This window comes from Streptomyces sp. NPDC053673, assembly GCF_055585225.1.
Genome location: NZ_JBVJKN010000021.1, coordinates 67,206 through 87,017, shown reverse-complemented (window position 1 = coordinate 87,017; position 19,812 = coordinate 67,206). Strand labels below are relative to the sequence as shown.

Annotated in this window: 12 protein-coding genes; 1 reads left to right on the top strand and 11 read right to left on the bottom strand. The window is 70.5% G+C overall.

Translation table 11 applies throughout. The features are described from left to right. Window positions 1-53 precede the first annotated feature (53 nt). On the top strand, window positions 54-1,079 hold the full coding sequence (locus tag ACZ6ZQ_RS26455) for a MupA/Atu3671 family FMN-dependent luciferase-like monooxygenase (protein ID WP_469770997.1): 1,026 nt from the start codon (window positions 54-56) through the stop codon (window positions 1,077-1,079). Window positions 1,080-1,231: 152 nt separating this feature from the next. On the opposite strand, the gene ACZ6ZQ_RS26450 is transcribed toward ACZ6ZQ_RS26455, so the two are convergent. The 11 genes from ACZ6ZQ_RS26450 to gpmI form a co-directional block, all read right to left on the bottom strand. After that, a complete protein-coding gene (locus tag ACZ6ZQ_RS26450) occupies window positions 1,232-3,493 on the bottom strand; it encodes a pyridoxal-phosphate dependent enzyme (protein WP_469770996.1) in 2,262 nt (753 codons plus the stop codon). Between the two features lie 190 nt (window positions 3,494-3,683). Continuing rightward, the gene (locus tag ACZ6ZQ_RS26445; RefSeq protein ID WP_469770995.1) at window positions 3,684-5,213 is read right to left on the bottom strand and encodes a lyase family protein; all 1,530 of its coding nucleotides are present in this window, start codon (window positions 5,211-5,213) and stop codon (window positions 3,684-3,686) included. A gap of 250 nt (window positions 5,214-5,463) precedes the next feature. Continuing rightward, window positions 5,464-6,702, bottom strand: a complete 1,239-nt coding sequence (locus tag ACZ6ZQ_RS26440; RefSeq protein ID WP_469770994.1) for an MFS transporter — start codon at window positions 6,700-6,702, stop codon at window positions 5,464-5,466. Continuing rightward, entirely contained in the window at window positions 6,699-7,601 is a 903-nt protein-coding gene (locus ACZ6ZQ_RS26435) for a hypothetical protein (RefSeq protein WP_469770993.1), read from the bottom strand. The genes ACZ6ZQ_RS26440 and ACZ6ZQ_RS26435 overlap by 4 nt, the downstream gene beginning before the upstream one ends. 55 nt (window positions 7,602-7,656) lie before the next feature. Then, entirely contained in the window at window positions 7,657-8,910 is a 1,254-nt protein-coding gene (locus tag ACZ6ZQ_RS26430; protein WP_469770992.1) for an ATP-binding protein, read from the bottom strand. A gap of 38 nt (window positions 8,911-8,948) precedes the next feature. After that, window positions 8,949-13,979 (bottom strand): amino acid adenylation domain-containing protein, encoded by a 5,031-nt coding sequence (locus ACZ6ZQ_RS26425; RefSeq protein ID WP_469770991.1) that lies wholly within the window; start codon window positions 13,977-13,979, stop codon window positions 8,949-8,951. Beyond that, window positions 13,979-15,133 carry a phosphonoacetaldehyde reductase gene (locus tag ACZ6ZQ_RS26420; RefSeq protein ID WP_469770990.1) on the bottom strand — a complete coding sequence of 385 codons (1,155 nt, stop codon included), beginning with the start codon at window positions 15,131-15,133 and terminating at the stop codon, window positions 13,979-13,981. Before ACZ6ZQ_RS26420 ends, ACZ6ZQ_RS26425 begins: the two co-directional genes overlap by 1 nt. After that, on the bottom strand, window positions 15,123-16,247 hold the full coding sequence (aepY, locus tag ACZ6ZQ_RS26415) for a phosphonopyruvate decarboxylase (RefSeq protein WP_469770989.1): 1,125 nt from the start codon (window positions 16,245-16,247) through the stop codon (window positions 15,123-15,125). Before aepY ends, ACZ6ZQ_RS26420 begins: the two co-directional genes overlap by 11 nt. Then, the gene (locus ACZ6ZQ_RS26410; RefSeq protein ID WP_469770988.1) at window positions 16,244-17,101 is read right to left on the bottom strand and encodes an isocitrate lyase/phosphoenolpyruvate mutase family protein; all 858 of its coding nucleotides are present in this window, start codon (window positions 17,099-17,101) and stop codon (window positions 16,244-16,246) included. The genes aepY and ACZ6ZQ_RS26410 overlap by 4 nt, the downstream gene beginning before the upstream one ends. Window positions 17,102-17,231: 130 nt before the next feature. Beyond that, window positions 17,232-18,074: a TauD/TfdA family dioxygenase gene (locus ACZ6ZQ_RS26405; protein WP_469770987.1), complete on the bottom strand. Its 843-nt coding sequence runs from the start codon at window positions 18,072-18,074 to the stop codon at window positions 17,232-17,234. 11 nt (window positions 18,075-18,085) lie between these two features. Then, a complete protein-coding gene (gene gpmI, locus ACZ6ZQ_RS26400) occupies window positions 18,086-19,564 on the bottom strand; it encodes a 2,3-bisphosphoglycerate-independent phosphoglycerate mutase (protein WP_469771025.1) in 1,479 nt (492 codons plus the stop codon). Window positions 19,565-19,812 lie beyond the last annotated feature (248 nt).

Genomic DNA, 19,812 nt, shown 5'->3' with positions numbered 1-19,812 from the left:
CGGAACGACGGCCCCAGTCCTGATCAGAGCCGCACACAGACAAGAGGAAACCGGTGGATTTCGGCCTGTTCTACTTCGCCAACAACTCGGCCGGCACGGACGGCTACCGCCTGCTGCTCGACGGAGCCCGCTTCGCCGACACCCATGGATTCACCTCCGTGTGGACGCCCGAGCGGCACTTCCACGCCTTCGGTGGCGCCTACCCCAACCCGGCCGTCACCAGTGCGGCCGTGGCGGCGGTGACCGAGCACGTCCAGATCCGCTCGGGCAGTGTGGTGGCACCGCTGCACCACCCCCTGCGGATCGCCGAGGAGTGGTCCGTCGTCGACAACCTGTCCGGCGGCCGGGTCGGCCTCTCCTTCGCGTCCGGCTGGCACGCCGCGGACTTCGCCCTGGCCCCGCACAACTACGCCGACCGCAAGGAAGTGCTGGCACGGACCATCGCGGACGTACAGGAGCTGTGGCGCGGTGGCGCCCTCGCCGTGCCCGACGGTGACGGCGAGACGCGCAAGCTGCGCACCTACCCGGCGCCGGTACGTCCGGAGCTGCCGGTCTGGCTGACGGCGGCGGGCAACCCCGAGACGTTCCGCGAGGCGGGCGAGATGGGCGTCGGGCTGCTGACCCATCTGCTCGGGCAGTCCGTCGAGGAGCTCGCGGCAAAGATCGCCGTCTATCGTGAGGCGCTGCCTGCGGACCGTCCCGGCCATGTGGTGCTGATGCTCCACACCTTCCTCGGTACCGACCGGGAGGCGGTCCGCGAGATCGTGCGCGAACCATTCAGCGCCTACCTGCGGAACTCGCTCGGGCTGCTCCTCAAGGCCGCGGGCGACATCATGCCCGATCTGGACCCGGAGGACCTCACACCCGAGGACATGGACTTCCTGGTCTCTCTCGGCTTCGACCGGTACTTCGATACGGGCGGGCTCTTCGGCACCGTCGAGGAGAACGAGGAGCTGCTGCGGAGCGTGCGGGAGGCCGGCGTCGACGAGGTGGCCTGCCTGATCGACTTCATCGATGACGCCGACACCGTGCTGGGCGGACTGGAGCACCTGGACCGGCTGCGCCGCGCCTGGGCTTGAACGCCCGACTGCGGTAGGTAACGACGAAGGCTCCTGGTGGACCGCCCCCTGAAGGGCCCCTTCCACCAGGAGCCTTCGTGCGCCCGCCGCCGCCGGCGGTACGGACGCGGGGCGGCCCCCCGTCCGCACCGGACCGTCACAGGGCAATACGCCTATGGCCTGTCCGCCACCTCCAGCCGGACGGCGGCGAGGGCGGCGTCGAGGGCGCCATCCACCGCTGCGGGGCTCGCCGCGCTCGCGATCACATGGCCCAGCCGGTCATAGGCGCTGCGCGCCGGGCGTACCCGGGATCCGGTCCGCCCGGTGACCCTCACCCGCTCGACACCGGCGACCTGTGTGGCGGCCGGTACGCCGTCGACCTCCGTCAGCACGCCCTCCCGGTCCGCGATCAGGAACTGGATTCCCGCATATGTGTCACGGGTCGGAACGAGAACGGGCGGCAGACCCACCGCTGCCCGCAACTGCTGCTCCAGCAGGTCGACTCCGGTGGCCAGCCTGATCAGTTCCGGAATCATCCCGCCGGCCAGACGCGGGTTGATCTCGATGATCACCGGCCCGTCCGCGGTCAGCCTGACCTCGGTGTGTGTGGGGCCCAGCCCCACACCGCAGGCGGCCAGCGCCGCCACCACGGTGTCGACGACCGCGGTGCGGGCGTCCGCCGGCAGCTCGGCCGGGAAGACGTGCCTGCTCTCCACGAAGTGCGGTACCCCTCCGACCCGCTTGGCAGTGATGCCCACGCATTCCGCCACGCCGTCACGGCTGAACATCTCCACACTGAACTCGGGAGCGTCCACGAACTCCTCGACGAGCACCGTCCTGGCGGTCGGCATACCGCGGACGTTGGTGTGGATGCCGAGAATCAGCCCGGCCTGTGCGGCCGCCTCTTCCAGGGTGTGGCAGAGCAGCACGTTCTGGGAACCCGAGTCGTCGGCCGGCTTGACCACACAGGGGAGGCCCACCGAGGCCACGGCGCCCGCCACCTCGTCCGGGTCGGTCACGACTGCGTAGCCGGGCTGCCCCACACCGCCCTTGGCAAGTGCCGCGCGCAGCAGCGCCTTGTTGCGGCAGGCGGTCACGGCGTCCACCGGGTTCCCGGGGAGCCCCAGCCATTCCGCGATGTCGGCCACGGCCGGCACATAGAAGTCGCTGGTGGTGGTGACACCCGCGATCTCCTCACGTGTGAAGCGCTCCTGGATGGCCGACCGGAGCGCGTTCGCCGAGTTGGTGTCGCACAACAGGATCTCGCAGCCGGTCTCCTCGACGCCGGCATAGCGATCCGGATCGCCGGTCAGCAGCACCGGCCGCAGGTCGAGTCCGGCCGACGAGCGCAGGGCCATCATGCCGGTCCCGGTTGTGTTGGACTCGATGAACAGCAGGTGCCGGTCCTTGTCGACGGTGCCTTTGGTGACCGCGCGCGACCACGACCGGACGGGCGTCCCGTAGTCGACCGCCTCCGGCGAGAGGGACGATTCCAGCTCGTGGAGCCGCTGCGCGGACCGGTAGTCCGGGTCGTGCACGGTGTCCGCGTAGCGGTCGCCGCGGTCGGGGAAGATGCCCACGATCCGGCTGCCCGGCCGGGCTCGTGCGGCCACGTCACCGAGGACCCGGTAGACCGACCCGGAGGTGTTTCCCGCGAAGATCTGCTGCTCGGCCGCGAGGGCGACGGTCGCCTCGAAGGCCTCGCGGTCGTTGAGCCAGTGCACCTCGTCGATGACCCGCCGGTCGAGGTTCTTCGGCAACAGACTGTTGCCGAGGCCGCTCTGGAGGCGCTTCGGTTCGTCGGGCTGCTCGAACAGAGCGCTGCCCACGCAGTCCACCCCGACCGCCCAGAGCTCAGGCAGGGTGCGGCGCAGCGCTCGTACCGAACCGCACAGCGAGCCGCCGGAGCCGACCGCGCCCACCAGTGTGTCGATCCGGCCCAGGTCCGCACGGAGCTCGTCGGCCAACTCCCGGTACGCACCGGGGTTGTCCGGGTTGCTGTACTGCTGCGGCCAGAAGGCCCCGGGCAGGTCACGCATCAGTTCGTCGAGCCGTTCCAGCCGTGCGCCCTGCCAGCCCTGTGACGTCATCGCGGACACCACGTGCAGTTCACAGCCCAAGGACCGCAGCTTGGCTCTGGTGACCGTGTCGATCCGCGGGTCTGTGACGATGTGCACCTCGTGCCCCAGTCCCCTGCCGACCAGCGCGATGCCGAGCGCCATCGTGCCGGAGGAGCTCTCCACGATCGGGGCTCCGGGACGCAGCACCCCCTGGCGCCGGGCTCTGAGGATGATGTGGCGGGCCACCCGGTCCTTCATGGCGAACGGGTTGGCCAACTCCAGTTTGGCGTACACCTCGACGCCCGTCGGCGCGTCCATCCGCAGCCGGACGAGCGGAGTCCGCCCGATGGCCTCGTGCATGCTGCCGTAGATCACGGTTTCCCTCCCGTTTTCGCGGCGGCGTTCCACTCGCTGCTCTCACCGAGCGGGCGGGGAACACGGACCGTTCCCCGCAGCGGTGCGCGTACCGCGCGTATGTGCTCGACGTTCTCGGACAGCACGGGGCCGTCCTCTGTTCGCGGCCCGGCGAACCTGGCGGGGTGAGGGACCGCACCGGCGAGGCGGTTCACTGCCCGATCCCGAGCAGACCGTCCGTCTCCGCCAGGCCGGTGCTGACGAGGGCGGCCCGCCGCGCCCATTCCGCGCGCAGCCGCTCGTACTCGCCCTCCTGTTCGCGCAGGACGGCAGCGGTGGCATCCGGGTGCGCGGAGCCGGCCGAGGCCGGCCGCCGCAGACCCGCGTCGACGTCCTGCACGGCGGTCAGCGCCGCGGCGGGGTCGGCGAGGGCGAACCCGCGCTCGTCCGCGACCCGCCGCAGCAGCTCGGCGTCGGGCTTGTCCGGCGACAGACCCGCCTCCATCGCCGCGACGATGTACGCTCCGGCCACCACCTGCGCGCGCCGCCACGGCACGCCCTCCCCGAGGGTCAGGGCATTGGCGAGACCGAAGCCGCCGAGGTACTCCCGCTCGCACGCGGCCCGCATCCGGTCGGCACGGAAGGTCAGCCGGCCGGCGACCTCCGTGAACAGCCGCAGCACACTGCGCAGCGTGCCGTAGGCGGTCGCCAGGTTCGCCCCGGCCTCCTTCCCCACCTCCACGAGGTTGGTGTACGGAGTGTTCCGCTGGCCGAGCACCGCGTCGAGGTGGTACGTGGACAGGTGCGCCGTACGGCCCCGGATGCGTTCCAGCACCGGGTAGTTCTTCTTCTGCGGCATGGCCGAGGAGATTCCGCACAGCTCGTCCGGCAGGTCGATGAAGCCGAACTCGCTGCTCCCCCACGTCAGCAGATCAGTGGCGAACCGGCTCAGCGCAACACCGAGGACCCCCATGTCCGCGGTCACCTCGGCCACCCACCCGCGTGAGGCCACCCCGGTCAGCGCGACCGGCTGGGGCCGCTGGAAGCCCAGCAGCCGCGCCATCCGGTCGCGGTCCCAGGCCAGTTCTTGACCGGCCATGGCCCCCGAGCCCAGAGGGCAGGCGTCCAGGCCGTCGTACGTCGACAGCAGCCGGCGCAGCGTGTGCAGCACCTGCTCCGAGACGGCCGCCAGGTAGTACCCGGGGGTGATGATCTGCGCCGCCTGGAAGTGGGTGTGTCCCGGCATGGGCAGCTCGCGGCCGGACTCGGCCAGCCGGTGCACGGCCATGCCGAAGTCCAGCAGCATGCGTCCGATGCCGGTCAGCTCGTGCCGCCCGAACATCAGCTGCGCGGTGGCTTGGAGGTCGTTGCGGCTCCGATCCACGTGCCAGGACGGAATCGGGCGGGGCAGCCGCTGTTCGACGTACCGCTCCAGAGCGAACGTGATGTCCGACATGTTGGCCGCCGGATCGGCCACGAGTGCCTCGGCGTCCGCGGTGTGCAGCGCCTGCCCCAGCTCCCCGGCCTCCGCGTCGGTGACCACGCCCATCCGCGCGTACTCGGCGGCCAGCACCTTCTCGATCACGATGTACCAGGGCAGCAGATGTGTGACCTCGTACTGGAAGTGCGGGCCGAGGACCTCCTCGTGCCACAGGGCGCTGGGGCTGCCCGCGACCCGACCGCTGAGCGGAGCCGGTTCGTGACCGGGCTCCCCTGCTCCTGAACCGGTGTTCTCAGTCACGTTCGTCTCGCTTTCTCTGCGAGGGCCGCCCATACGCTCGGTCATGGCTCTGAGAGGTCCCGACTTTCGCGCCCGCAGCGGAGCTTGGCCCTTCGTTCGATGGTCGGCGTCTGTTCGTCCGGCAGCCGGAAAGATCACCCGCGGCCGTCCCGCCTGTCAACGTGATTCGCTCCCCCCTTTCGGAGGCAGCGGTTCGGCCATCCATGATGGGGTGTCTTCGCCCACTTTCACCCGCTCTGCCCCCGGCAGCTCACCCGGCGGTGAACTCCTCCTCCAGGGGGTCGGTCGCCAGGGCGCGTTCAGTGCGGTGGGTGTAGGCGGCCCAGATGATGATCGCGACGGCCCAGATGCACAGGGAGGGCAGCCAGAACCGGTAGCCGTCGAGGCCGCTCGCCCAGGCGAAGAGGAAGCCCGACAAGGGGGTTGCGCCCGTGATGAACATGCGGATGGTCGCGTTGGCCCGGCCGGCGACCTCGACGGGGATCGTCTCCTGGCGGTAGGTGATGGAGGCCACGTTGCTCGCGGCGACCGCGAAGCACTCCACCATGTAGCCGAGGAGCCGCACGCCCGTGACCGGGGTGGCGACCAGGGCGAGGCCCGCGAAGGCGACCAACTGGTAGAGCAGGATGCGCCGTTCGGGACTCCACGAGGGGAGGATGCCCGGGGCGAGGCGGCTCGCCACCGCGCCCATGAACAGGCCCACCGCGATCACCACGGAGATCAGCCCGGCGTTGATGTCCCGCTGCCCCAACTCGGTGATCAGCGCAGGCTCCAGCTGGCCGATGGAGAGGTTCGTCAGCGACATCGTCACCACGAGCCAGAGGATCTCCGGCTTGAGGACCCAGCGGAACCCGATCGAGAGGTCCCGCCGGATGTCCAGCTTCTCGTGGCCCGACGGCGCCTCGGGCAGCAGCATGGCCATGAGGCCCGCGAGCAGGTACAGACCGGCGATGCACAGCGCGGCGGGGAAGGCGCCCAGCACGGTGAAGGCGACGCCTCCCAGGATCAGGCCAATGACCTTGGAGAGCTCGATCGCCGCGTTCAGCTTGGCCACCGCTACGGGGCGGGCCGGCACGCTGATCAGTTTCGGGATGAGTACGAACTGTCCCGTGATGGTGCTCGCCACACCACCGACCCCCGAGAGCAGCACCAGAACGGCGACCGACACCTGACTGGACAGGAGAGCCGCCAGCAGGACCAGGCAGAGGGCCTGCTGCACCTGAGCCAGCACGAAGACCGCCCGCTTGTCGAAGCGGTCGATGAGCGCACCGAGGAACGGCGACCCCACGTAGGTGACGCCCCGCAGCGCGAAGGAGACGAGGGACATGGCGACGGAGTCCGACTCCGCGAGCACGGCAAGCGGGATCACGATCCCCAACTGCCAGTCCGCGACCTTCGACAGCATCGACGACGTGATCAGCACGCGGAGCACACGTGCGTCCGCCGGCGACGGCGTGGCGTCCGCCGGCGCGGAGGTGGACGCCGTCACTCGCTCCCACCGTCGCGTCGCGCCGCGCCCCCGAGGCGACGGGCCAGCTCGGGGTGGGAGCAGAGCGCCTCAAGTCCGCGCGCCGTGTTGGCCTCCACCCCGCTGTCGTCCACCTCGTGGACGATCCAGCCCCACAGGTCGGCGTACTCACGGAAGAGCTTGGCCGTCTCGTCCTGCATCCGGCTGAACGACTCCTCGCTGCGCTCACCGGCGGGCCCATAGTCCTCCAGTGCGCCGACCGCGCCGTTCTGCGCGGTGCGCCAGCGGTACGCGTAGGACGACGGTCCGTCGACGAGGATGCCGATGTCCGGGCGGAGCAGCGCGGAGCCGAAGACCAGGTCGAGGATGCCGCGGACGGTGCGGACCAGTTCACCCAAAGCGGGGGCCGCCGGGTCGTCCCCGCCGGCGCCCGCCCCCTCGGCGGCCAGCCGCTCGGCCACCGCGAGCTCCTTGAGGACGTGCTTGATCGGATACGACTCCTGGACGACGACGGCGCCCCTGGCCAGCGCGCGGTGGGTCACCTCCGAGGCCAGCAGGACATTGCCGGCGATCTCCACGAACGCGGCGGCGAGGGCGCCGGACGCCTTGTTGCGCATGACGGGCTCCGACGCCAGGTGGCGCTCCCAGTCCCCGTCCCGCCACTCGTCGTACCCACGCGGGATGTCCAGCGGCCGGTCGCCGCGCAGCCCCGCTCCGTACAGGGTGCGGAAGGACTCCAGCCACAGCTGCTGGAGCGGCACCGCGGGCCATGGAGCGGTGGTCTCCTCGAGGGCGGACCGCCAGGTGACGGTCACCACCTCCTGGCCGCTCTCCCGTACGCGCTTCTCGAAGGCGCGGCACAGCGTGCTCTTGCCGATGCCGTCGATGCCCAGGAAGGCGACGGTCAGACCCTGATGCATGTTCGTTTCTCCTGAGTTCCAGCGGGTGGTCACTGCGTGCGGGGCGAGGGCGCCCTCAGCATGTGTCGTTCAGCCGTCGGGTGATCTCCTCCACGTAGCACCGCAGCCCCTCGACGCGGGACGCCTCGATGCCCTTGCGCACCAGGCGGGCTGCCGCGGACCGGTCGGTGCCGGTCGCCAGGGCCTGGGCGAGGATGAGTTCGTAGGTGACGGGGCGCGCCGGGTCCACCGACCAGGTGTACGAGACCCCTTCGGCGTCCGCGAGTTCGAGACGCGAGAGGGTACCTACCTCAGGGAACCCGCCCAGCTCCTGCGGGTGCACGAAGAGCCGGGCCTCCAGGCAGTGCCGTGCACGGTCGACGACCGTCCCGTCGGGGGACACGGACTCCCCCCGGGCGATGCGGAGCTGGAGCTCCACGAGGTCGGTGCCCGTCTGGCTCTCGGACATCTGGTAGGCCAGCGGGAGTCTGCCGTTGACCTCGAGGAAGTAGTAGCGGTCCGGCCCGGCGATGAACTCCACCGTCATGACGTTGCGCAGGCCGAACGCCCCCGCGACCCGGGCCGCGTCCGCGCGCATCGCCGCGAGCGTCTCGCCGCCGACGCCCTCGACCGGTGACGCCTCCAGCAGCTTGAGGCCGTCGGCGACCAGCAGGCTCTCGCGCTCACCGAGCGGAATCACTGTGCCTTCGTGGTCCACGGCGATGGTGACGCCGACCACCCGGTTCACCGGGAGGAACTTCTCGATGTACCAAGCCGTAGTGGCGGGGCCCGCCGCTACGGCCTCCTCCACGTCGGCCACGGAGTGGGCGATGCGCACCTGTTGGCCGCCGTAGCCGAACTCCGGCTTGAGCACGCACGGCAGGCCGATCTCTTCGACACGGGCCAGGACTTCGTCCCGCCCCCGGCCGACGGCGTGCGGCAGCACGGGGACCCCATTGCGGTGCGCTGCCTCGACGGCCGCGGCCTTGCTTCCCGCCAGGCGCAGGGCGGCCGACGAGGGGCCGACGAAGGTCACGCCCCTGGCCTCGAGACCCGCCACGAAGTCGGCGTTCTCGGCGAGGGAGCCGTAGCCCGGGTACACGCAGTCGACGCCGCTGCGGTCCACGGCGTCGAGGACCCGCTCGGCCGAGTCGTAGGTGTCGGGCAGACCCCAGCCCTCGACGGTGACCTCTCGGTCAGCCCACGCCACGTGCGTGTTCTGAGTGTCCGTCAGCGCGGACAGGGCGGTCGTCTCGAAGCCCAGCTTGCGGCAGGTCTGGGCGGCACGTACCGCGATGGCCGCACGATTGGCGATGAGTATGTGCTGCATGGGGTCTCCTGCCCGGGCGGGGCGCCCGGATGTCGGGTTCATCGGGCGAGCCGGTCCATCCAGCGCCCGCACGACCGCGCGATACGCCTGATCCGGTCTTCGTCGTGTACGTCGCAGCTGTACTGCCACTGCAGCCGGAGGCCCTCCGGCCCGGTCTCCGCGTAAACCTTGATCCGATACGGCTGGGTGCGCTCGGGGGTCATCTCGATGCCGGCCTCGCCGTCGAGCAGCCGGAAGGGGCCGGAGAGGTCGAGGTCGTGCATGCGGGACCCCAGGAAGTTCAGATAGACGTCCGGCGCGGGCAGCGCGGCGATCCGGCGGCGCACGACCTCGTCGTCGTGCAGATGGCGCAGCGCGCCCCAGGTCTGCTCGATGTCCCGGATCTCCGTGATCTGGTGCCGCAGGGCGGCCGCTGCCCGAGAGTCCGACGCCTGCTGGGGCAGGGCCAGCACATAGGGAGCGATGCTGTTGAGCCAGCCCACCGTGTCGAAGAAGCCGGGTCCGCCGCTCAGGTCGCTGCGGCCGTGCCGGCACACGTCGACGGCGCCGGCGCCGCTGCCCGTCTCCTCGGCGACGGCCGCCGCCAGCGACGAGACCAGCAGCTCCTCCAGGCGGAGCGCACCGGTCCCGGCGGGCAGCGGTGTCACGGTCCGGAAGGATCTGACGTGGCTGATGTGCATGCTGCCGGCCGGCCGGTCGGCGGGCAGGGGCCGCAGGGACTGCCACGGCAGGGTCTCCCAGCGGCGCAGGAACAGCTCACCCAACGGGCCGTTGATGAACCGGCGCAGCGTGCCGGCGTGCTCGGCCCAGGACGCGGCGGCGGCACGGGGGCGGTCCGAAGGCGACGGCGTGACAATGCCGTCGTACAGTGCGCTCAGGTCCCTGGCAATGATCTTCAGGGACATGCCGTCGGCGATGAAGTGGTGGAACGCCATCAGCAGCCGGTTGCCGGCGCGCCCGGAGAAGAAGGCCGCCCGCCAGACGGGGCCGTCCCGCAGACTCAGGGACCGCTGCAGGAGGTCCGCCTCCGCGAGGAAGGCGCGGGTCTCCTCCTCGTCGGTCCCCTCCGGCAGTCGGTGCCACGACAGAGGGGTGTCCGGCGCCCGGTCCGTGAACGGCTCCGGTGAGGAGGCCGGGCCGGTCAGCCGGAGCCGCAACGCGGGATGGCGCTCGGCCAGCAGTGTCAGGGCCCGGCCGAGGGCCTCCTTGTCGACCGTGCCGGCCACGTCCAGGAGCAGCGAGACGTTGTAGTGGTCCGCGTCCTTGTAGTCCCACTCCAGGAAGCGGTGCTGGGCCGGGGACAGGGAAGTCGGCAGGACGGCGGACGGCGAAGGAGTCCGGTCCTCGGCGCCCCGCGCCTCGGCGAGTTCCGTCAGTTCCCCGAACGTGCTGGTGCGGTACAGGTCGGCCGGGCGGATGCGGATGCCGAGGTCTCGTGCCCTGATCGCCACCTCCATGGCGCTGAGGCTGTCACCGCCCAGGCCGAAGAAGTTGTCCGTGGGGGCGATCGAGGAGAGCCGGAGCACATCGCGCCACACCCCGGCAAGGCCCTCGGCTCCGTCGGACCGGGGCAGAGCCAGCTCGCGCAGTGCCCGGCGGTCCGTCTTCCCGTTGGGGCTGAGCGGGATCTCGGGGATCGCGACGATCCGGTGGGGCAGGGCGTACGCGGGCAGGGAGCGGGCCAGGTGGGCGCGCAGCTCCGCGGTGTCCGTCTGCCCGTCGGCGGGCACGACATAGGCGACCAGGCGCAGGGAGTGGTGCCCCTGTTCCGCCACGACGGCCGCCGCACGGACGCTGTGGTGGCGGGTCAGCCGCTCCTCCACCTCGCCCGGTTCGATCCGGTGCCCGCGGACCTTGACCTGATCGTCGGCACGGCCCTCGTAGGCGATCCGGCCGTCGGGCCGGCGTCGGGCCAGGTCGCCCGTCCGGTACAGGCGTTCACCCGGCCGGAACGGGTCGGCGATGAAGCGCTCGGCCGTCAGCGCCGGCCGGTCGAGGTACCCGATCGCCAGGCCGTGTCCGCCGATGTGGATCTCGCCGGTCTCGTCGTCGGCGCAGCGCCGGCCGTCCCGGAGGATCTCGATGACCGTGCGGGACACGGGCCGGCCGATGGTGATGTCCTGCCCTGCGCCGTCAGCCGCCGCGCGGCCCCCGGGGGACCGCACTTTCTCTGACAGAGAGTAGATCGAGGTCTCGGTGGGGCCGTAGATGTTCCATAGCGCGTCGGCGGAGCCGAGGGCGTCGGCGACGGCTGGGGTCAGGCTCTCCCCTCCCGAGACGATGCGAAGATGGCGCGGCGGGCGCCAGCCGAACGACGTGAGTGCGCTGAACATGGACGGGGTGCCCATCACGAACGTGGCCCCGCGCGCGTCGAGCGCAGCGTCGAGCAGTTCCGGGTCGCGCGCCGCTTCCCGGCCCACCAGATGCACCGTGCCACCGCTGATCAGCGGCAGCCAGATCTCCAGCTGGGCGAAGTCGAAGGAGAACGCCGCCAGGGCGAGTACCGAGTCGTCCTCGGTGAACCCGAAGTCGTCCCTGCTGTGCCTCAGGATGTTGGCGATGCCCCGGTGGGCGAGCACGGCCCCTTTGGGCGTGCCCGTGGAGCCCGATGTGTAGATGACGAAGGCGGCGTCCGACGGTTTGCCGGCCACCGGCTCCGGGCCGGCCTCGGAGGCGGGCGCGTACTCCTCGTCGACGTATACGAGCCGCTGCTGCGCACCGTGCGGTGGCGTGGCGATGCCACGCCGGGTGAGCACGGCCACGGGACGGGCGTCGTCGATCATGAAGCGCAGCCGGTCCTCCGGATACTCCGGGTCCAACGGCAGGTAGGAGCAGCCGGCCAGCAGGGCCGCGAGCACGCCGGCCACCAGGTCGCGGGAGCGGTCCAGGTGGATGCCGACCCGGTCGCCGGGGCGCGCACCGGCCGCGCGCAGCCGCCCGCCCAGCTCCTCGGCACGCGCGAGGAGTTCGGTGTAGGAGCAGGTGCCCGTCTCGTCCCGGACGGCGATGCGGTCGGGGGTGCGGAGCGCCTGGGCCCGCACCAATTCATGGATCAGGTCCTGTGTGTCGGGAGCGGAGGCGGGCCCGGGGTCCGCCTCCACACCGAAGGCACGGCGGTACAGCGCCAGTTCTTCCTCGACGCACTCGATGATGGTGGTGCTCCGCTTGAAGCCGTGCCGTTCGCCTTCGAAGACCAGATGGCGGTACGGAGCCACATCGGCCCGCACGCCGGACAGGAAGTTCTCCGCCTGGGCGGGCGGGCAGATCGGGTCAGCCCTGCCTTGCAGCAGCAGGAACGGGACGTCGACGCGTGCCGCGGCGTGGGCGGGCGAGCGCTCGAGGTACCGGTCCCTGGTCCGCGGCCAGGGACCGATGAGCGTGTCCAGGTAGAACGCCTCGAACCCGCCGTTCTGCGACTCCCGCCAGGCCACCGGATCCAGCACAGGGTAGTGCAGGGCCGCGCAGCAGTAGGTGTCCAGCGTGGTCAGGGACACGGCCGCCGTCCAGCCGCCGGCGCTCGCCCCGCGGATCGCGAGCCGGTCCGGGTCCGCGCTGCCCTCCGCGGCGAGCGCCCGGGCGACGGCGGCGCAGTCCTCGACATCGGCGACGCCCCAGGCGTGCCGCAGCCGGTCGCGGTAGCTCCTGCCGTACCCGGTCGAACCGCTGTAGTTGACCCCGACGACCCCGATGCCGCGGCTGGTGAGGAAGGCGACCTGCAGGTCGTAGGCCATGGGGAAACGGCCTGTCGGCCCGCTGTGCGCGAACACCACATAGGGGGGCAGCTCGCCGGGCAGGCCGGTGAAGCCGGGGTTGCGGGGCGGGAAGACGACGGCGTGCACGGGACGCCCGCCGGGTCCTTCGAACGTCCTTCCCTCAGGGCGGGGCAGCAGCGCGACGTCGGCGGTGGCGCGCGGCGTGGACAGGGCGGTGTACGCGCCGGTGGCGGTGTCGATGCGCAGAGCGGTGAAGTCGCTCAGGGCGCTCGCGCCGACCGCGATCAGCTGGTGTCCGCCGGCGGCGAGCAGCGGCGCCCACTCCGTGAACGGGCAGGGCAGGGAGGTCAGTTCGCCGGAATCCGGGTCGAGGATGGAGAGCTGCATGGCATGGGTGCCGTGGAGGACTGCGAGGCGGCCTCCGGGCAGGGGCGCGCACCAGGTGAGCCCCAGTTTGGTGAGGGCTCCGGCGAACTCCTCCTCACGCGGGCATACGTTCTGTGGTTCGGCCCCGTCGAGCGGGACCCTGTGCACGTTCCACCAGCCCGACCGGTCGGTGACCGCGTACAGGTTGCCGTCGTCCGTCCACTCGACCTGGGCGACGGACTCCTCGGGCCCGCCCGCGACGGTGCGGACGGCGGACAGGGTGCCGTCCGGCAGGATCTCCGCGAGGCACGCCTGGCCGGCGTCCCACGGCATGGCCGGGTGATCCCAGCCGATCCAGGCGACGCGGCGGCCGTCGGGGGAGATGCGCGGACCGGTCAGGAAGTCATGGCCTGCGGTGAGGGACCGGATGGCGGTGACGTCGTCGGCGGCACTGCCGTCCAGTGGCACGGCCACCAGGTCCCGCACGGGAACGCCGTCGGCACCGGTGCTTTCCCGCACGCACCACACCTCCGCCGCTCTGTCCTCGTCGTGGACGGGCGGCGGCAGCACCTGGTCGGCGAAACAGAGTCCTAGGCCGGGTGAGGAAGGGGGCGTGAGCGGCTGCGGCACCGCGTCCGTGGCTTGGGGCTCGTACCGGTACAGGCGCTGGTCCTCCGCGTGGACGAAGACGAGCAGAGGACCGGCGTCGGTCTGAGTCCCCGCCCAGGCCCGGCCTCCGTACTCCATGAGCCGGCTGCGTACATTCCACGGCGCCGGCAGGGCGCTGCGGCCGGGACCGCCGTCCACGGAGCACCGCATCAGCGTCGTGCGGCCGCCCTCGTGGGACAACCGCTCCGACCACCAGATCTCGTCGCCGACGAAGCCCGGCCAGTTGGGGTGGCTGTCCGTGGCGGCGACGTCCGCCGCCGAGATGGGGGAACTCCATGCACCGTAGGGAACCGGCTCTCTCATGCCCACTTTCTTCTCCATCAGTGGATGGTGCGCAGCGCCCGAAGCACCAACGATTCGTCCAGTCGTACGGGGTTGTTGCCGGCCCGCGCCGTCGACGCCAGTCCCGCTTCCACGTAGCCCGGCAGCTCCTCCTCGGTCACCCCGTAGTCGGAGAGCCGCGGGGACCAGCCCGTCTCGGAAAGCAGTCCCGCGAGGTGGCGGCGCATATCGTCGGTGTCGACGTCCCAGGCCGCCGCCACGGCCTCCAGCTGGGACCGGACGTGGACCGGGCCGCGGCCGTCCTCACAGTGAGTGCCGACGTGCTCCGCGTTGTACGCGTACAGCCACTGGAGGTTGACCAGACAGGCCACCCCGTGCGGGACGCCGTAGCGGCGGGTCAGCCGGTAGGCGAACGCGTGCGCCGCCGTGGTCCTGGTGACGTTGATCGCCCGGCCCGCGTCGAGCGCGGCGCGGGCCAACTGCTCCCGCACGGGGAGCGAGGTGTCCTTCAGGCCCTCGCCGAGCGGACCGGTCAGCCCGTGCAGTGCCCGCAGGGCGTAGGCCCGCGACTGGTCAACCGAGCGGCGGGCCCACAGTGACTCGACGGCGTGGCACAACGCGTCCATCGCGCAGCTCGTCATGACGTCGGCGGGACAGCCGGCGGTGAGCTCCGGGTCGACGACGGACTGGGTGGCGGCGGTCAGCGGATGGTCGAGGGAGTATTTCCGTTCGCCGTCGAAGACCGTCGCGAACTGGGTGACCTCGCTGCCGGTGCCGCTCGTGGTGGGGACCAGGAGCAGAGCGCGGAGGCCCGGTGCCAGGCCCTCGGCTCCCTGGGACAGGCACCGCAGCGCGGCGTCCCGGTCGGCAGGCAGGGCACGCACCAGCTTGGCCACGTCCATGGCACTGCCGCCACCGAGACCCACGACGAGATCGGGTCGCCAGCTGTCGCGCAGGGCGCAGCCGGCCAGTACGTCCCCGAGGTCCGGGTTCGGCCGGAAATCCGAGAACAGGCGGTAGTCCGGGGAGTCCAGCCAGTGGCTGAACCCCGCGCGCGCCAGCCCGCTCCGGGTGGCAACGACCAGCACGCGCCGGGGCCCGAATCCGTCCACCAGGCTTTCGAGCCGGCCGACCGCGCCGGCTCCGAACAGCACGCCCGGGCCGCCGTCACATTCTCGTGTGTCATCCGCCAAGGGAGTACTCCTGAACCCGTAGCCGTTCCGCGAAGCCCTCGCGGATGCCGGTCGTGGTCATGGCGGCCGTCGCACGGGAGAAGCCGGAGGTGCCTCCGCTCACCACTCGTGCGACGACGAGATGGGGGCCGTTGCCCTGGAGCGCCGTGGTGAGTGCGGCCTCGATCTGCTCGACGGAGTGGCACAGACGGGCCGATGCGTAGCCGGCGGCCCGGGCCACTCCGGCGAAGTCCGTGGAGTGCGAGGTGGTCGCCTGCCCGCCGGTGGACTCGTAGGTGCCGTTGTCGAACAGTAGGTGGACCAGGTTTGCCGGCGCCGCGGCCCCCACGGACGACAGCGTGCCCAGGTGCATGATGGCCGCGCCGTCGCCATCGAGTACGACGACCGGGGTGCTGGGGGCGCGCAGGGCGACCCCGAGGCCGAACGCGGCCGCGTGCCCCATCGAACCCTGCATGTAGAAGTGGTTCTTCGAGCCGGTGACGCCGAACAGCTCGCGTGAGGTGTAGCCGGTCGTCGAGACGACGGCGGCGGTTTCGAGGACCGGTGCGATCGCTCGCAGGACTTCAACACGGCTGACGCCGGCCGGCGCTTCGCGGGGCGCGGTGGGCTGGTGTTTCTCTATGGCTCCCTTCTGCGTCAGTACGAACACGCTTCTGCCCGCGGCCAGTTCCGCGTCGGCACGGTCGAGGGCGATGCCGAAATCGGCGGCGCCGGCCGTGGCGGGTACCGTCACATGGGGAACGCCGACCGCGTCGAGGAGCTTGTGGGTCGCGGTGCCCATGACGGCGTGCTGGGGCTCGTCCTGCGAGGGGTCGGGCCATCCGCGCAGGCTCATGAACACCAGGACGGGAATTCCGTACGTCTGGGTGAGAGACGTGAGTGGGTTGATGAGGTTGCCGAGCCCGGAGTTCTGGGCAATGACCGCCGAACGGTGTCCGGCCACCCGGGCGCCCGCGGCTGCCGCCAGCGCGGCGCCCTCGTTCGCGGCCGGAAGGTAGGTCCCCTCGCGCGTCAGACGCTCGATGGGACCGCCGAAGTAGGAACACGGGACGCCGGCGACGAAGTCAAAGCCGCGCTCTCTCAGCGCCGTGCAGAAATCGTCGTTGGAGATCACGCTTCGAGCGCCAGCCAATCATCGAGCTTCTGCAGGGCGAAGACGTCGGAGACGGGTGCGATTTCGTCCTCGACGCCGAGAGACGTTCCGTCGTTGTGGATGGTGCGGAAGGTGTCGCGGAGCGCCTGGACCGTGGCCCGCAGGCCCTGGTTGGCGTAGATCACGACGGATACCCCGTGCTTCTGCGCCTCCGCCGTGGACCACTGCGGGTAGGTGGTCGGCACGATGACGACGGGCCGCCTGCCGTCCCAGCCGTCGAGGAACTCGACGATCTCGCTCTCGTCCTTCTTCTTGGAGTGAATCAGTATCGCGTCCGCCCCGGCGTCGGTGTAGGCGTTGCAGCGCTTGAGGGCCTCCTCGACCCCCAGCTTGTTGATGAGTGCCTCGCAGCGGGCGATGACGTAGAAGTCCTCGTGCCGCTGGGCGGACTTGGCCGTCTCCAGCTTGCGCTGGAAGTCAACCACCGGCAGCAGGTCGTGAGACGTGGCGGCGAAGCTGTTGACCTTCGGATAGACCTTGTCCTCGATGGCGACGGCCGTGATACCGGCCGCCTCGTACTCGTGGACCATGTGGGCCACGTTGAGGTTGTTGCCGTATCCGGTGTCCACGTCGGCGACGACCGGGATGTCGATCGCCTTCTGCATGTTCGCGGCGGCCGTGAGGTACTCGGTCATGGTCAGGATGCTGGCGTCGGGGAGGCAGCGGGAGGCCGAGACCTCGAGGCTGGACGCCCAGACTGCCTGGAAGCCTGCCTCCTGGGCGAGCTTGGAGCCAAGAGCGTCATGCGCACCGGCGACCCGTACCAGTTCGCCTCGTGCCATGAGTTCGCGGAAAGAGATGCGGTGGGACGTCAACGTTGCTCCTTGTTGGTCACGGCGGGGAGAGGCGGATGCTCGTCCCCGACCGCAGGTCGAAGTGCCGCGCGGCGCGGGAAGACAGGACCGGGCGGGCGGGGTGTGGCCTTCCGAGGTGGCGTGCGGTGTGTTACGAGTCCTGGGCGGCGATCCAGGTGCGCAGCATCAAGCGCTGGTGATCGCCTTCCAGGTCTTGGAACTCCACCCTGCCGTGCAGGGTCCACCGGTTGTCGATGAAGATCATTTCCCCTTCGCCGAGCCGGTCCTGGGACCGCAGGTCCGGGGAGTCGAGCAGGGCGTCCAGGGTGTCGAAGGCATGGATCTGATCGTCGGTCAGCGGCGGTGTGTCCCGCTGTTGATGACCGATTTCGATGTACTCCCGCAGATAGTGCACGTGGTCCTTGCCGTTCCGGGACTCAAGGACGGGGCGGAGCACGGTGCGGGGTGCGCCCGGGGTGTCGTCCCGGGTGTCGAAGTGCACGGGCCGGCGCAGCGTGTCGAGCACTTCGGGACGGTCCCTCAACCGCTCGACGACGTCGGGCAGCCGGACGAGCACCAAGTCGCCGCCGATGGCGGCCTGATGGACGCAGGCGAGTGCGAAATAGTCCGGAACGGTGGAGGGCCGATGGGGCGAGTCGGTGTGCAGACTGCCGCCTGTGCGGGAGTCCGAGTACCGTCCCGTGGCGCCCTCGCCGAGCTCCACGCCGCGGTACCGGACCTCGCGCAGGAGGGTTTCGACACCGTCCTGCGGCAGCAGCTCGCCCAGCGCGGCCGAGGCGGCGAGGGCGAACTCGCGGTACTCCGTCAGGTCGAGGTGCTGCAGTCCGGTGAGTACGAAGAAGCCGGGATCTCCGTCCAGACATCTACGCGCGTACGGGAGGAGCTCGGCGCTGAGCGCCTCACGCGTCGCGCCCTTGGTCAGGTCCGCGGGCACTTCGAAGCGCACCGGGTCGAAGGCGTGGTGCCTCGTCATGGAATGGCCCTTCACAGAAACAGAACTCGACCGGACATCGCCACGGGGGGCTTGATGCCCAAGAGGTGGAGACAGGTCGGCGCGACGTCGCGGAGGTCTCCGGAGGGGACCGTCGGGCGGTCCGCCCCGATCACCCACAGCGGCACGGGATTCATGGTGTGCCGGGTGTGGGGAGTTGTGCCATCGGGCTCGCGCATGCATTCGCCGTTGCCGTGGTCGGCGGTGATCACGATGCGTACACCGTGGTTCTGTGCGGCCTCTGCGAGGTCGCTCAGACATCCGTCGACCACTTCCGCCGCCCGCCGCACGGCGTCGTAGTTGCCGGTGTGGCCGACCGTGTCGACGTTGGCGAGGTTGGCGACCATGAACTGGGCCTCCCCCGAGGCGATTTCGCGGAGGAGTTCCGCCGTGATCTCGCGCGCAGACATCTCGGGGACCTGGTCGAAGCCCGGCACATCGGTTCTGCTGTCGATCAGGATGTGCCGCTCACCCGGCTGGAGCTTCTGGGTGTAGCCGTTGAGGAGGTAGGTGACGTGCCCGAACTTCTCCCGCTCGGCCACATGGACCTGCGAGAGGCCCGCCTCGGCGACCGCCTGGGCCAGTGTGCCTTCGATCTCGCCCTGATCGAAGACCGGGCGGGCGGGGACACCGTCGCCGTACTTCGTCATCGTGGTCAGCGGCTGGCCGGATCCGGCGAGCTCGGTCGCGAGCTGACGCAGGCCGTCGGGACGGAAGTTGGTCATGATGACCTCGTCCCCCGGCGCGATACGGGGCGCCGCGAGCACGATCGGCTGCAGGTGCTCGTCCGTGACGGCGGCGTCGTACTGCTCCGAAATCGCTGCCCGCCAGTCCGTCACCGGCCCGGGCGTTTCGCCTCTGAGCGCCGCGACGACCAGCGCGGTGCGCTCCGTGCGCCCGGACCGGTCCATGGCGAATCTGCGCCCGACGACCGTGGCGATCCGGGCGCCATTCTCCTCCAGTTGTGCCAGGTCGTGGAGTGCCGACCGGGCGGGGACGTCACGGCCGTCGCTGACCGCGTGGACGTAGGTTCGATGCGCCCACCCGTACTCGTGCGCCACATCCAGTACGGCGCCGATGTGGCCGATGTGGCCGTGCGCGCCACCCGTCGAGGCGATGCCGATCACATGGACGTCGGTGTCCGCAGCGCGTGATCTGGCGAAAACGCCGGCCAGTTCGGGGCGGCTGTGCAGGCCGTCCTCGGTGATCGTCCGGTCGATGACCACAGCGGCCTGGGGGACGGTGCGCCCCGTGCCGATGGTGAGGTGTCCGACCTCGGAGTTGCCCACCTGCCCCGGGGGGAGTCCGACCACCGCACCGGAGGCTTCGAGCAGAGCCGGAGGGGTTTTAGCGGCCAGCCCGGAAAGAAATGGAATAGCGGCTTCCACTAAGGGATTGTGCGTGCCGTCAGGCGCCCATCCGTACCCGTCCAGCACAAGCAGGAGAACGCGCTGCTTTGTGTTACCCACCATCATCCCCCAGGTGTCAGCCGGAGCGTTCGAACCACCCCAGCAAGATCACCGTCAGCCTTACCGAGTGAACGCTAACCGTCAAGAGGTTAACTTTCGAGTGATTGTCCCGACAGGGATTTGCCTGACTTGAGGCAGGTTGTCCAGAAATTATGCGTATGGGAAGTGGAATATGGTGGGTGTATCAGCCCTCGGCAAACGTTGTTGACTCCCCAACACAGGCCTGCTTAACCTACGTTCGATCATTCTGA